This is a genomic window from Pseudomonas sp. LS_2, assembly GCF_042709235.1.
In the GTDB taxonomy this organism is placed as follows: Bacteria; Pseudomonadota; Gammaproteobacteria; order Pseudomonadales; family Pseudomonadaceae; genus Aquipseudomonas.
The window spans coordinates 139,902-154,288 of record NZ_JAVAYC010000001.1 but is presented as its reverse complement, the minus strand read 5'-3'; the positions used below and the strand labels follow the sequence as shown (position 1 = coordinate 154,288).

Annotated in this window: 12 protein-coding genes and 1 pseudogene; 4 read left to right on the top strand and 9 right to left on the bottom strand. The window is 64.1% G+C overall.

What is annotated here, in order from left to right; genetic code table 11:
- Positions 1-21 precede the first annotated feature (21 nt).
- The 4 genes from RAC97_RS00695 to hutC form a co-directional block, all read right to left on the bottom strand.
- On the bottom strand, positions 22-990 hold the full coding sequence (locus RAC97_RS00695) for an ABC transporter substrate-binding protein (protein ID WP_375099713.1): 969 nt from the start codon (positions 988-990) through the stop codon (positions 22-24).
- A gap of 191 nt (positions 991-1,181) precedes the next feature.
- A complete protein-coding gene (hutU, locus tag RAC97_RS00690) occupies positions 1,182-2,861 on the bottom strand; it encodes a urocanate hydratase (RefSeq protein WP_375099714.1) in 1,680 nt (559 codons plus the stop codon).
- Positions 2,862-3,325: 464 nt separating this feature from the next.
- Positions 3,326-3,907 (bottom strand): HutD family protein, encoded by a 582-nt coding sequence (locus RAC97_RS00685; RefSeq protein ID WP_375099715.1) that lies wholly within the window; start codon positions 3,905-3,907, stop codon positions 3,326-3,328.
- Positions 3,904-4,614 carry a histidine utilization repressor gene (gene hutC, locus RAC97_RS00680; protein WP_375099744.1) on the bottom strand — a complete coding sequence of 237 codons (711 nt, stop codon included), beginning with the start codon at positions 4,612-4,614 and terminating at the stop codon, positions 3,904-3,906. Before hutC ends, RAC97_RS00685 begins: the two co-directional genes overlap by 4 nt.
- 142 nt (positions 4,615-4,756) lie before the next feature.
- Between hutC and RAC97_RS00675 the strand changes: the two genes are divergently transcribed.
- Positions 4,757-6,121 carry a formimidoylglutamate deiminase gene (locus tag RAC97_RS00675; RefSeq protein WP_375099717.1) on the top strand — a complete coding sequence of 455 codons (1,365 nt, stop codon included), beginning with the start codon at positions 4,757-4,759 and terminating at the stop codon, positions 6,119-6,121.
- 190 nt (positions 6,122-6,311) lie between these two features.
- Here RAC97_RS00675 and RAC97_RS00670 read toward each other — a convergent pair whose 3' ends face one another.
- Entirely contained in the window at positions 6,312-6,884 is a 573-nt protein-coding gene (locus RAC97_RS00670) for a lipocalin family protein (RefSeq protein ID WP_375099718.1), read from the bottom strand.
- On the bottom strand, positions 6,881-7,135 hold the full coding sequence (bamE, locus tag RAC97_RS00665) for an outer membrane protein assembly factor BamE (protein ID WP_375099719.1): 255 nt from the start codon (positions 7,133-7,135) through the stop codon (positions 6,881-6,883). The genes RAC97_RS00670 and bamE overlap by 4 nt, the downstream gene beginning before the upstream one ends.
- A gap of 197 nt (positions 7,136-7,332) precedes the next feature.
- Here bamE and RAC97_RS00660 point away from each other — a divergent pair.
- Positions 7,333-8,394: pseudogene (locus RAC97_RS00660) on the top strand (cache domain-containing protein); the annotation flags it as partial.
- Between the two features lie 222 nt (positions 8,395-8,616).
- Positions 8,617-9,249, top strand: coding sequence for a methyl-accepting chemotaxis protein (locus RAC97_RS00655; RefSeq protein WP_377748210.1), 633 nt, complete (start codon positions 8,617-8,619; stop codon positions 9,247-9,249).
- 114 nt (positions 9,250-9,363) lie between these two features.
- On the opposite strand, the gene RAC97_RS00650 is transcribed toward RAC97_RS00655, so the two are convergent.
- From RAC97_RS00650 to RAC97_RS00640, 3 genes are all read right to left on the bottom strand, one after another.
- Entirely contained in the window at positions 9,364-9,960 is a 597-nt protein-coding gene (locus RAC97_RS00650; protein ID WP_375099720.1) for a DUF924 family protein, read from the bottom strand.
- A 3-nt stretch (positions 9,961-9,963) separates the two neighbouring features.
- On the bottom strand, positions 9,964-10,974 hold the full coding sequence (locus tag RAC97_RS00645) for a class 1 fructose-bisphosphatase (RefSeq protein ID WP_375099721.1): 1,011 nt from the start codon (positions 10,972-10,974) through the stop codon (positions 9,964-9,966).
- A gap of 220 nt (positions 10,975-11,194) precedes the next feature.
- Positions 11,195-13,660, bottom strand: coding sequence for a glycogen/starch/alpha-glucan phosphorylase (locus RAC97_RS00640; protein WP_375099722.1), 2,466 nt, complete (start codon positions 13,658-13,660; stop codon positions 11,195-11,197).
- A gap of 198 nt (positions 13,661-13,858) precedes the next feature.
- Here RAC97_RS00640 and RAC97_RS00635 point away from each other — a divergent pair, with 198 nt between their 5' ends.
- Entirely contained in the window at positions 13,859-14,263 is a 405-nt protein-coding gene (locus tag RAC97_RS00635) for a YkgJ family cysteine cluster protein (protein ID WP_375099723.1), read from the top strand.
- The last annotated feature ends 124 nt before the right edge of the window (positions 14,264-14,387 follow it).

Sequence of the window (14,387 nt, the reverse complement as noted above, 5' to 3'; positions counted from 1 at the left end):
CCACTCATCAGGTGACGGCGCTCACAGCGCCGCGTTGATCTTCTTGGCCGCGTCTTCGCTGACCCACGCCTGCCACACCTCAGGATGTTCCTTGAGGAAGATCTTCGCCAGCTTCGGCGACTCGATGCGCTCCTTGCTCATGCGGGCGAGGTTCTGGTTGAGCAGGTCGATCGGCAGGTTGACCTTCTCCAACACCGCGACCAACTCGGGCGCCTCGTCGTGGAAAGCCTTGGACAGGCCGACCTTGATCGACACGCTCTTGTCCACGCCGGGCTTCTCTTCCAGCTTGACCAGGTCGACCTGGCCCATCAGCGGGGTTGGGGTCCAGTAGTAGAACAGGATCGGCTCGCCGCGCTTGTAGCTCGACAGCACCGCGGCATCCAGCGCCGGGCCCGTGCCTGGGCGGAAGTTGGTGTAGCTGGCTTCCAGGCCGTAGTCCTTGAGCATCTGGCTGTTGTCCAGCTCACAGGTCCAGCCGGCCGGGCAATTGTAGAAGCGGCCCTTGCCTGGCTCTTCCTGGTCCTTGAACACGCTGGCGTACTGGGCCAGGTCGGCGACGTTCTTCAGGTTCGGCGCCTTGGCTTCGAGCTTGCGCTTGGCATCGCCCTCGATCACGTAGCGCGGTACGTACCAGCCCTCGACGGCGCCCACTACCGGCGCCCCCACGCCGACCACCTTGCCGGCGGCCTCGGCCTTCTTCCACACCTCGCTGCGGCCTACCCATTCCTCGGCGAATACCTGGATGTCATTGGTGCCCAGGGCGTTCTCCATGGTGATGGAGTTACCGGGCAGGCTGTCGACCTTGCAGCCGTAGCCTTCCTTGAGGACGAACTGCATGACGTCGGTCAGCAGCATGCCGCTTTCCCAGTTCAGCCCGGCGAATTTCACCGGCTTGCCCGAGTCGCACCAAGTGGCGGCCTGGGTGGCGCCAGCGGTGGCGCACAGGCCCAGGGCGAACAGCGATGCGAGCAAGGTCTTGTTGGTTTTCATTGCGTGACGCTCCCAAACTTTTTTGAAATGGAAATCGGCAGTCTGTGCAAGAAAGTAGAGCCTTGGCGCCGCGTTGCGGCGCTTCGCGGGTAAACCCGCTCCCACAAGGACAGTGCAAGCCCTGAGAACACTGCAAAACCCTGTGGGAGCGGGTTCACCCGCGAAGGGCTGCAAAGCAGCCCCCGGGCTCATCAGCCAGTAATCATCGGCAGGTTCAACCCCTGCTCTTTGGCGCAATCGATCGCAATCTGGTAACCCGCATCGGCATGGCGCATCACCCCGGTGGCCGGGTCGTTGGTCAGCACACGGGCAATGCGCGCAGCGGCTTCGTCGCTGCCATCACAGACAATCACCACGCCCGAATGCTGCGAGAAGCCCATGCCCACGCCACCCCCGTGGTGCAGCGACACCCAGGTGGCACCACCGGCCGTGTTCAGCAGGGCGTTGAGCAGCGGCCAGTCGGACACGGCATCGGAGCCATCCTGCATGGCTTCGGTTTCCCGGTTGGGGCTGGCGACCGAGCCGGAGTCGAGGTGGTCACGGCCGATCACCACTGGCGCCGACAGCTCGCCGCTGCGCACCATTTCGTTGAACGCCAGGCCCAGCTTGGCGCGCAGCCCCAGGCCAACCCAGCAGATACGCGCTGGCAGGCCCTGGAAGGCGATGCGCTCGCGTGCCATGTCCAGCCAGCGGTGCAGGTGGGCATCGTCCGGGATCAGTTCCTTGACCTTGGCGTCGGTCTTGTAGATGTCCTCGGCATCGCCCGACAGCGCGGCCCAGCGGAACGGGCCGACGCCACGGCAGAACAGCGGGCGGATATAGGCCGGCACGAAGCCTGGGAAGTCGAAGGCATTGGAAACGCCCTCTTCCTGGGCCATCTGACGGATGTTGTTACCGTAGTCGAAGGTCGGCACGCCGGCTTTCTGGAAATCGAGCATGGCTTGCACGTGCACGGCCATCGACTGCTTGGCGGCCTTGACCACGGCGGCCGGGTCGGTCTTGGCGCGGTCGCGGTACTGCTCCCAGGTCCAGCCGATCGGCAGGTAGCCATTGAGCGGGTCGTGGGCGCTGGTCTGGTCGGTGACCATGTCCGGGCGCACGCCACGCTTGACCAGCTCAGGCAGAATTTGTGCCGCGTTGCCATGCAGGGCGATGGAGACGGCCTTGCCAGCGCTGGTGTACTTGGCGATGCGCGCCAGGGCGTCGTCCAGGTCGCTGGCTTGTTCGTCGACGTAGCGGGTGCGCAGGCGGAAGTCGATGCTGGTTTGCTGGCATTCGATGTTCAGCGAGCAGGCGCCGGCCAGGGTCGCCGCCAGTGGCTGTGCACCGCCCATGCCGCCCAGGCCGGCGGTGAGCACCCAGCGGCCCTTGAGGTTACCGCCGTAGTGCTGGCGGCCGGCCTCGACGAAGGTTTCATAGGTGCCCTGGACGATGCCTTGGCTGCCGATGTAGATCCAGCTGCCGGCGGTCATCTGGCCGTACATGGCCAGGCCCTTGGCATCCAGTTCGTTGAAGTGCTCCCAGTTGGCCCAGTGCGGCACCAGGTTGGAGTTGGCGATGAGTACGCGCGGGGCGTCGCGGTGGGTCTTGAACACGCCGACCGGTTTGCCCGACTGCACCAGCAGGGTTTCGTCGTCGTTCAGCTCCTTCAGGCTGGAAACGATCTTGTCGTAGCACTCCCAGTTGCGGGCGGCGCGGCCGATGCCGCCATACACCACCAGCTCCTTGGGGTTCTCGGCCACTTCCGGGTCGAGGTTGTTCATCAGCATGCGCAGCGGCGCTTCGGTCAGCCAGCTTTTGGCGTTCAGCTTGGTGCCACGCGGGGCGCGGATCTCGACGTCACGGAATTTGTTGAGCTTGTTGTCAGTCACGAAAGTGCTCCTTGAGCGATCTAGGCAAACCCGGCGAGATCGGCGGGGCTGTGGGGCTGTGCGTACCGTGCACAAGGGACGGCCTATCCACTATTGCGCACTTATCTTTACTTGTACATACAAGCATATGCAATTGAATTGCCAAGTTGCTTTGTCGGCTTGGGCGGGGGTGCTGGAGAGAGGTGCGCAGGCCTTGTGATTCAAGGCGTGGGGTGGAACATGAAAAATTGCGAGGGGGATTGGGAGAGGGATTCAGCAGAAGTTGGCGTTGCGCCATTCTGAGGCGTTCGGTAACAGGGTGCGCGTTGAGCGGGCGTTACCAGGTAACTTTCAAGGTGATCTTGCCGGCCCTTTCGCGGGTAAACCCGCTCCCACAGGCACCCCACTGTTCTTGAGTTCAGTGGGGTGCCTGTGGGAGCGGGTTTACCCGCGAAAGGGCCGGGGCATACAGCAAAAAGGCAAACCTAAGCCGCGAGACGATCAGTCAACTCGATCACACAGCACCGCCCCGAAACCTCAACCTCCAACAAACCGGCGTTACCGCTCAGTTGCAGGCAGTCATAAAGCCCCAGCAGCGACTCGCCCTGCCCTTCGATACCCACCTCAAGTTCGGCCTCGCCACTGAACACCAGCACCGTCTGCGCCGAACTGAACAACCGCGTAGCACCTTCGAACCACTGCAAGCGCGCCTGGTAACGGCTGGGCGCGTAGATCAGGTTGAAGTCGCGGATCGCCCCGCCCAGCAGCGCACACGCCACTTGGCTTTCGCCACTGAAAGCGAAAGCATCGAACGGCAACAGCTCGCGGCTCTCACGGCCATCCACAGACAGACGCATGCCATCGCCCTGCAACACGCTGATCACCCGCTGGTAACCGGCGAAGCTGGAGAACCCACCCGATGCCTCGATATCGGCGATCGACAGGCGCCAGCCGAAACCGTCCAACCCCTCGCCGGCATCGCGGGTGATTTCCTCGGTGGAGCCACCGCCGTTCTTCCAAGGCATGCGCGGGTAGTCCTGGGCACGCAACACGCGCAACTGGCTCATTTACCGAAACGTCCTTCCAGGCGGTGGCGGGAACCGGGGTGGATCAGCCGCGCGGCGGTCACCGGCTGGCGGCCGGACCAGGTGCGGCGGCGAATCAGCAGGCAGGGCTCGCTGCGTTCGATCTGCAACAGGCGACATTCGTCGGGGTCGGCCAGGATCGCCTCGACCACGTGCTCGCCCTCGGTCAGCGGCGCGACCTGGGATAAATAGGCGTAGGGGGTCTGGCGGGTGAAGTCCTGTTTGAGGTAGTCCGGGGCGATGGCCGCGTTGACGAAGCGGTCTTCGATCTGCACCGGCACGCCGTTCTCGTAATGCACGATCAGCGAGTGGAACACCCGCTGGCCTTCGCGCATGTCCAGGGCCAGGGCGCGCTCGGAGCCTGCGGCCTCCTCGGCCAGAATCATCACCTTGCAGCTATGCTGGTGGCCACGGCTGGCGATCTCGTCGGCGATGTTGTTGACCTCGAACAGCGCCGAACGAGTCTTCGGCTCGGCAACGAAGGTGCCCACGCCCTGCATGCGCACGAGCAAGCCCTCGGCAGTCAGCTCGCGCAGGGCGCGGTTGATGGTCATGCGGCTGAAGCCCAATTGGCTGACCAGCTCGCTTTCCGAGGGCACGCGATGATGCGGCGGCCAGCTGCCGTTTTCGATCTGCTGGACGATCATCTGCTTGACCCGGGCATACAGCGGCGCCGGCCCTTCGCCCATCTGGGCAACCAGCGCGGAGACGGGAGTTGTCGGCACGGCGGTGCATCCTTGTGCAATAGATTGACGGTAGCTTGCCGGAGTTTACCCGGCAGGCAAACGTCTGTATATGTATATACAAATTACAGAATAGGGTTTCCCCGCGATGTCCGCCTATTTCGCCGAACGCGCCCTGCTGCCCAGCGGCTGGGCCAGCAACGTCCGCCTCGAAGTCGCTGCCGACGGGCAACTGGCCAAGGTCGAAACCAATGCCAGCGCCGAGGGCGCCGAGCGCTTGGCCGGGCCATTGCTGCCGGGCATGCCGAACCTCCATTCGCATGCGTTCCAGCGGGCCATGGCGGGCCTCGCCGAGGTGGCGGGCAACCCCAATGACAGTTTCTGGACCTGGCGCGATCTGATGTACCGCCTGGTTGGGCGCATCACGCCTGAACAACTGCAAGTGATCGCCCGCCAGCTGTATATCGAGATGCTAAAGGCCGGCTACACCTCGGTGGCCGAGTTCCATTACGTGCACCATGACCGCGACGGCCAGGCCTATGCCGACCCGGCGGAACTGTCCCGGCGCATCAGCGCTGCGGCCAGCACCAGTGGCATCGGGCTTACCCTGCTGCCCGTGCTGTACAGCCACTCGGGGTTCGGCGGCCAGGCGCCCAACGACGGGCAACGCCGCTTCATCAACTCCACCGACCAGTACCTGCACCTGCAACAGCAGCTGGCGCCAGTGCTCGCAGCGCAACCGGCGCAGCACCTGGGGCTGTGTTTCCACTCGTTACGTGCCGTCACCCCTGGGCAGATCGACGAGGTGCTCAAGGCGGGCAACGCGCAGTGCCCTGTGCATATCCACATCGCCGAGCAGCAGAAAGAAGTCGACGATTGCCTGGCCTGGAGTGGTCGCCGCCCCTTGCAGTGGCTGTATGACAACGTGCCGGTGGATGAGCGCTGGTGCCTGGTGCACGCCACCCACGCCGAAGCCGACGAAATCCGCGCCATGGCCAGCAGCGGTGCGGTCGCCGGCCTGTGCCTGACCACCGAGGCGAACCTGGGCGACGGGATTTTCCCGGCCGTGGATTTCCTCGCCCAGGGCGGTCGCATGGGCATTGGCTCCGACAGCCATGTGTCGCTCAGCGTGGTCGAGGAACTGCGCTGGCTGGAGTACGGCCAGCGCCTGCGCGACCAGCGTCGCAACCGCTTGTACGGCAGCGACCAGCCAATGGTCGGGCGCACCCTCTATGACGCGGCACTGGCCGGTGGCGCCCAGGCGCTGGGGCAGCCGATCGGTGAGCTGGCGGTGGGCAAGCGCGCGGATTGGCTGGTGCTGGATGGGCAAGACCCGTACCTGGCCTGCGCGAGTGGCGATGCGATTCTCAACCGCTGGCTGTTCGCCGGGGGTGATCGTCAGGTGCGTGATGTGATGGTCAATGGACAGTGGGTAGTGCGCCAGGGGCGGCATGGGCAGGAAGAGGAAAGTGCCCGGGCGTTCGTGGAGGTCTTGCAGGCCTTGCTGGGCTGAAACGTCGCCCCCTGCGCTCGGGCGAGGTGGATGGCCTGTGGGCGCGGGTTTACCCGCGAAAAGAACAACGCGGGGCTTCGCCCTGGTTCGCGGGCGGGCCCGCGCCTACAGGTACCGCGGCGCCTGCGCAAACGCTGGAAAACCTGTAGGGGCGGGCCTGCCCGAACCGGGGCTAACGGCCCCCTGCAATTCAATGCCGGGCGACGATGTCCTTGTCTGCCACCCGCCAGATCAACCGATTGGTGTCATACCCCTGCTGGCGCGCCTTGGACAGCAACTTCTCACGCTCCCACGCCGGCAGGCTCGGCGAGCGCGACAGAATCCACAGGTACTTGCGGTTGGGGCTGCCGACCACGGCCGTGCGGTAGTGCTCGTCCACGTAGAGCACCCAGTAAGGCGCCTTGGCCACGCCCGGCACCAGGCGGGTGAACCAGTTATCGAACTGCACCCACAGTTTGTCGGTATGCCCCGGCTCCTGAGGCCAGGCACTGCCTTCAGCGCGCAGCCACTCGTCATCCAGCGTGCGGCAACGGTTCAGCACACCCACCGTGCCGTCGGGCCGCGCGTTGTAATGCGCCTCGGACTGCGCGCAATCACGCTGGAAGTACATCGGTAGGCGCGCCAGCTCGTACCACTTGCCCTGGTACTTCTTGAGGTCGACATTGCCCACGGTCTTGGGCGCCAGCGGGTCGGTCGCGGAGCTGGCACAGCCGCCCAGCAGCAGCGCGGCACCCAACACCAGCAGCAGGTGCAGACGGCTCATTTGAGGCCCTGCCCCGAGTACATCAGCACCTTGTCAGCGGCATACTGCACGCTGATGAAACTCTGCTCGTCACCCCAGGTGCAACTGCTCATGCCCAGCGCGCCGGAACACTCCTTGGGCGACCCCAGCAAGTGCTCGACTTCAGCCTTGTTCATGCCGGCCTTGAGCTTGGAATAGTTTTCCTGGTTGACCTTGCTGCACGCGGCCAGGGCAACGCACAGGGACAAGAGGGCGAGGTTACGCAACGACATGGGGGTACTCCTGACGGTGGACACTCAGGCGAGACACCTGAAGACAGCTTAGAAGGAAAAATGCCTCCCGGGTTCCCTGCCCGCCGCCCTTTGTTTTCCTAGCCGTTGGTCGGCTAGCGCGACCCTGCCTAATGTTTTAGCCATCGCGGGCGACACAAGATGCATCGGTGTGGCTGTTCGCCACACCCCCTCCCGAAATGCTTTGCGCAGACCTTGTAAAAATGACCAAGAACCTCAAGTTCAGCCACAAGATCCTGGTGGCCGCCGCGCTGGTGGTAGCTGTCGCCTTCACCTGCTTCGTGCTGTTCAACGACTACCGCCAACGGCAGTCGCTGCGCGCCGACACCGAGACCAACCTGCAGGAACTGGGTAGCCTCACAGCCGGCAACATCCACAACTGGCTGGAAAGCCGCATCCAGCTATTGCAGTCGTTCGCCCAGCAAGTGGCCGTCGACGGCCCGGAAAAGGACAGCCTGGCCCGCAGCCTGGCGCTGCCGGTGTACGCCAGCAACTTCCAGCTCACCTACTTCGGCGGCAAGGACGGGCGCATGACCTCGGTACCGGTGGGCAGCCGCGCCGCCGACTACGACCCACGCGCACGTGGCTGGTACAAGGCCGCAGAAGCTGCCAACCAGACCATCATCACCGAACCCTACATCTCGGCCTCGGCGAAGAAACTGGTCTTGACCCTGGCCACTCCCGTGCGCCAAGCCGGCCAGCTGATCGGCGTGGCAGGTGTGGACACCGACCTGCAGACCATCAGCGACCTGATCAACACCCTGGACTTCGAAGGCCATGGCCATGCCTTCATCGTCAGCGGCGATGGCAAGGTGCTGGTCCACCCGAAAGGCGAGTTGGCGCTCAAACCACTGGCCGAGGTCTACCCAGGCAACACCCTGCGCGTCGGCAAGGGCGTGTCGGAGGTAGCGCTCGACGGGCGCAAGCAATTCATCAGCTTCACCCGCGTCGAGGGCGTCCCTTCGGCGGACTGGTACGTTGCGCTGGTGCTCGACCAGGACGCGGCCTACGCCATGCTCGGCGAGCTGCGCACCTCGGCCTTCGTGGCCACGATCATCGCGGTACTGGCGATCACCGCCCTGCTGGGCTTGCTGATTCGCGTGCTGATGGAGCCGCTGCACGTCATGGGCCGCGCCATGCACGACATCGCCGAGGGCGAGGGCGACCTGACCCGGCGCCTGACCATCCACGGCCATGACGAGTTCGGCAGCCTGGGGCAGTCGTTCAACCGCTTCGTCGAACGTATCCACGAGTCGATCCGCGAAGTGGCCTCGGCCACCGGCCAGGTGAATGCCGTGGCCAAGCAGGTGGTCACCGCCTCGAATGCCTCGATCATCAACGCCGACCAGCAGTCCAGCCGCACCAGCAGCGTGGCCGCCGCGATCAACCAGCTCGGCGCCGCAGCCCAGGAAATCGCCCAGAACGCCGCCCTTGCCTCGCAGCACTCCAGCGCGGCCCGCGACATGGCCATCGAAGGCCAGCAGGTGGTCGGGCAGACCATCGAGGTGATGAATCAGCTGTCGGCGCGCATCAGCGACTCGTGCGGCAACATCGAGACGCTGAACAGCCACACCGTGAACATCGGGCAGATACTGGATGTGATCAGCGGCATTTCCCAGCAGACCAACCTGCTGGCGCTGAACGCCGCCATCGAAGCGGCGCGCGCAGGCGAGGCCGGGCGTGGTTTCGCGGTGGTAGCCGACGAGGTACGCAACCTGGCCCACCGTACCCAGGACTCGGCGCAGCAGGTCCAGGGCCTGATCGAGGAACTGCAAGCCGGCGCCCAGGTGGCGGTAAGCACCATGAACCAGAGCCAGCAGCACAGCGACCATAGCGTCGGTATCGCCAACCAGGCCGGTCAGCGCCTGGGCAGCGTGACCCAGCGTATCGGCGAGATCGACGGCATGAACCAGTCGGTGGCCACTGCTACAGAGGAACAGACCGCCGTGGTCGAGTCGATCAATGTCGACATCACCGAGATCAATACGCTGAACCAGGAAGGGGTGCAGAACCTGCAGAGCACCTTGCGTGCGTGTAACGACCTGGAGCATCAGGTCGACCGGTTGAAGCACCTGGTGGGTAGTTTCAGGATCTGAAAATAGCGGCGCCTGCTTCGCGGGTAAACCCGCTCCCACAGGTACACCACTGTCCTTGGATTCAGTGGTGTACCTGTGGGAGCGGGTTTACCCGCGAAGCAGGCGCCGCTGTGTTTAGAATCTGGACCCAGGCTCCAGCAGGAAGTCCATCTCTTCACTGGTACTAGGCCGCCCCAGCACCAGGTTGCGGTGCGGGAAGCGCCCAAACCGGGCAATCACCCGCTGGTGCTTCTCGGCATAGTCCAAGAAGCCCTCGAACAGCCGCTTGTTAGCTTCAGGCTGTTCATCCAGCAGCATCTGGTAGCGCTCCACGCACAGGTTCTGCCAATCCAGCACCTCGGCATGCTCCAGCACCAGCAGCACGAACACCCGCTGGATCGGCAGCAACTGGTAGTCCCAGCCCTTCTGCAAACCCTGCAAGGCCACTACCTGGGCGCGCCGGTCACCTTCGAAGGCGCGCGGCGTGTCGCGATAGATCATGCGCGGCAGTTGGTCGAGCAGCAGCAGCAGGCCCAGCCAGCCCTGGGGGCTTTGCTGCCATTCGTCGAGGCCACCGGCCAAGGCTTGCTCGACCAGGTCGCCGAACAGGGCCTGGACCTCGGCATCGTGGCTCTTGCCGAACCAGAAGGTGTTCTTCTCGTCAGCCACGGCCTGTGGGCTTGCGCCCCAGCCGAACCACCACTCCAGCAACGGCTGCCAAGGTGCGAGCATGACTTACTCCTTGTGGTAGGCGGTGACGCGCTCCACCTCTTCCTTCGAGCCAAGGATCACCGACACACGCTGGTGCAGGCTGTCTGGCTGGATGTCGAGGATACGCTCGTAACCGTTGGTGGACGCGCCACCGGCCTGTTCGATGATGAACGACATCGGGTTGGCCTCGTACATCAGGCGCAGCTTGCCCGGCTTGCTCGGTTCGCGGGCATCGCGCGGGTACATGAACAGGCCGCCACGGGTCAGGATGCGGTGCACGTCGGCAACCATCGAGGCGATCCAGCGCATGTTGTAGTTCTTCTTCAGCGGGCCGGTCTCACCGGCCAGCAGCTCGCTCACGTAGCGCTGCACCGGGGCTTCCCAGTGGCGCTGGTTGGACATGTTGATGGCGAACTCGGCGGTGGTTTCCGGTACCCGGATGTTCTCGTGGGTCAGCACGAAGCTGCCCAGCTCGCGGTCCAGGGTGAAGCCCTTGACGCCGTTGCCCAGGGTCAGGATCAGCATGGTCTGCGGGCCGTAGATGGCGTAACCGGCGGCGACCTGCTGGGTACCTGGCTGGTGGAAGGCTTTCTCGTTGAGGGTTTCGTTCTGGCTCAGGTACTCGTTCGGGCAGCGCAGTACCGAGAAGATGGTACCGACCGAGACGTTGACGTCGATGTTCGACGAGCCGTCCAGCGGGTCGAAGACCAGCAGGTAGGCACCCTTGGGGTATTTGCCCGGGATCTGGTAGGCGTTGTCCATTTCCTCGGACGCCATGCCGGCCAGGTGGCCGCCCCACTCGTTGGCTTCGAGCAGGATGTCGTTGGAGATCACGTCGAGCTTTTTCTGCACCTCGCCCTGCACGTTCTCGGTGCCCATGCTGCCCAGTACGCCGCCCAGGGCGCCCTTGGACACGTGATGGCTGATCTCCTTGCACGCACGGGCCACCACCTCGATCAGGAAGCGCAGATCGGCAGGAGTATTGTTGCTGCGGGTCTGCTCAATCAGATAGCGACTCAGGGTAACGCGGGACATGTATGGCTCCGAAAAGGATAGGGGGGGTGGAAAACCCCCGCAGTTTACAGGGAGTGTCGCGGGCTAGCGAGCGAAGGTTCAGACGGTGGTTTTGGGGTTGAGTTCAGGCAGTTGGTCGGCGGCGACGCTTTCGCGGGTAAACCCGCTCCCACAGGTACTCCACTGAATCCAAGGACAGTGGGGTACCTGTGGGAGCGGGTTTACCCGCGAAGAGGCCGGGTCAGTCCAGCGCCTTCCAGATTTCGCTGGCGTATTCACGAATGGTCCGATCCGACGAGAACCAGCCCATGTTGGCGGTATTGAGCACCGCCATGCGCCACCATTCCTGCGGTGTATGCCACAGCTGGTCGACCCGGCGCTGAGCATCCCAGTAGGCGTCGAAGTCGGCACACACCAGGAAGCGGTCGTAGGCCACCAAGCCATCGATCAGCCCGGCATAGCGCCCCGGGTCGTCCGGCGAGAACACCCCGCTGCGAATGGCTTGCAGCACATCCCCCAACCGGTTCGAGTTGGCGATGGCCGCTGCCGCGCCGAAATCGCCCGCCTTGCGCCGCGCCTCCACTTGCTGGGCGGTGAGGCCGAAGATGAACATGTTCTCGGCCCCCACCTGCTCGCACATCTCGACGTTGGCACCATCGAGGGTGCCGATGGTCAGCGCGCCGTTGAGCGCGAACTTCATGTTGCTGGTACCGGACGCCTCGTAGCCGGCGGTGGAGATCTGCTCTGAAAGGTCCGCCGCCGGGATGATGCTCTCGGCCAGGCTGACGTTGTAGTTGGGCAGGAACACCACCTTGAGCTGCCCCCGCACGGTCGGGTCGTTGTTGACCACCCGGGCGATATCGTTGGCCAGCTTGATGATCAGCTTGGCCTGGTGGTAGCTCGCTGCCGCCTTGCCGGCGAAGATCGTCACCCGGGGCACCCAGTCGCTTCCAGGGTCGTTGCGCATGGCCTGGTACAGCGCCACGGTGTGCAGCAGGTTGAGCAACTGGCGCTTGTATTCGTGAATACGCTTGACCTGCACGTCGAACAGCGCCTCGGGGTTCACCGTGACGCCCACGCGGTCCTGGATGATGCTCGCCAGCGCGCGCTTGCTGTGCAGGCGCTGGGCGGCGAACTGCTTGCGGAAACTGGCCTTGTCGGCGAACGGCGCCAAGCCCTTGAGCTTGCCTTCCGGGTCGTCCAGGACCTCGCGGCCCAGGGCCTCGACCAGCATGGCGGTGAGCTGCGGGTTGGCCTGGTACAGCCAGCGGCGGAAGGTGATGCCGTTGGTCTTGTTGTTGATGCGCTGCGGGTAGAGCTTGTGCAGCTCGGCGAACACCGTGTTTTTCATCAGTTTACTGTGCAGCGCCGAGACACCGTTGACGCTGTGCGAGCCGAGGAACGCCAGGTTGCCCATGCGTACACGGCGACCGTTGTCTTCCTCGATCAGCGACACCGCGCGGAGCACGTCGAAATCATGCAGGCCTTTGGCCCGCAGGGCGTCGATATGGTAGGCGTTGATCAGGTAGATGATCTGCATGTGCCGCGGCAGCATGCGCTCCATCAGGGCCACCGGCCAGGTTTCCAGGGCCTCGGGCAGCAGGGTGTGGTTGGTGTAGGCCAGGGTGCCGACGGTCAGCTCCCAGGCTTTTTCCCACGGCACCTCGTGCTGGTCGACCAGCAGACGCATCAGCTCGGCCACGGCAATCGAGGGGTGGGTGTCGTTGAGCTGGATCGCCGCTGCGTCGGGCAGGTTGAGCAGGTTCTTGTGCATGTTCAGGTGACGCCGCAACAGGTCCTGAAGCGAGGCACAGACGAAGAAGTATTCCTGGCGCAGGCGCAGTTCCTGGCCGGCCTCGGTGCTGTCGGCCGGGTACAACACCCGCGAGATGCTCTCGGCACGCGCGACTTCGGCCACCGCGCCCAGGTGGTCGCCGGCATTGAAGCGCTCCAGGTGCAGCTCTTCCAGGGCCCGGGCACGCCACAGGCGCAGGGTGTTGACGCTGGCACCACGCCAGCCGACCACCGGGGTGTCGTAGGCCACCGCGCGCACCGTTTCGGCCGGTTTCCACACCTGGCGCTGCTGGCCATGGGCGTCTTCGACCGTTTCGACGCTGCCGCCGAAGCTGATCGGGTAGATGACCTCGGCGCGCTCGAACTCCCAGGGGTTGCCGAAGTCCAGCCAGTTCTCGGTCTGCTCCTGCTGCCAGCCATCAACCAGCGCCTGGCGGAACAGGCCGTGCTCGTAGCGGATGCCATAGCCATGGGCGGCGATGCCCAGGGTCGACATGCTCTCCATGAAGCACGCCGCCAATCGCCCGAGGCCACCGTTGCCCAGCGCCGCGTCGGGCTCGAGCAGGCGAATGCGCTCGAGGTCGACGTCCAGGCCTTCCAGGGCCTCGCGGGCAATCTCCAGGTAACCCAGGTTGCTCAGGCTGTCGTACAGCAGCCGACCAATGAGGAACTCGAGGGAGAGGTAGTAGACACGTTTCTGGCTACGGCGGTAGGCCTGCCGGGTGTGGTCCATCCAATGGTCGACCATGTGGTCGCGGGCCGCCAGGGCGATGGCTTCGAACCAGTCGTGGTCGAAGGCATGCTCGGGGTCCTTGCCGACCGCATAGGTCAGCTTGGTCAGCACCGCATCGCGAAAAGCCGCAACTTCCGCTTCATGGGCTTTGGCGTCACGGGCTACAGGTTCCTGGGACATGGGGCATCCTCGGGGCAAGTGGGCGAAAGCGCAGGCAGATTGTTCAGCCTAGACGCTCTGACACGGAGCGACAGCGACGGTTCGCGGTTTTCGTCCAGCCCGGGTAAATCGGGCGAAAGGTTGTTCACAAATTGAACAACTCCGGTATCATCGCGCGCCCTTGAACCGTGATTGCCTTGCAAGAATAAAACCGCCCCCATGAAACCGACCCTGATCGCCGCCGCCGAAGTCGACCGCCTGGAAACCTGGCAGCGCTATGCCAGCCATATGTGCGGGGGTTGCCACTCGACCTGCTGCACGCTGCCCGTCGAAGTGAAGATCAAGGACTTGATCCGCATTGGCGTGGTGGACGAGTTCGAGAAAGACGAACCGCCGAAGAACATCGCCAAGCGCCTGCAAAAGGACGGCATCATCGAGCGTTTCAACCAGAAGTCGGGAATCTTCACCCTGACCCGGATGAGCAACGACGACTGCCTCTATCTGGATCGCAAGAGCCGCCTGTGCACCATTTACGACAAGCGCCCGGACACCTGCCGCAACCACCCCAAGGTCGGGCCGCGGCCAGGGTACTGCGCCTATAAGCCCAAGGTGGCCTCGCGCTGATCTTTGGCCTGTAACGGCCTCTTCGCGGGCAAGCCCGCTCCTACAAGGACCGCAGTGATTCTGTAGGAACGGGCTTGCCCGCGAACAAAGCAGCACCGAACCAGCAGACAAACAAAAACGCCCC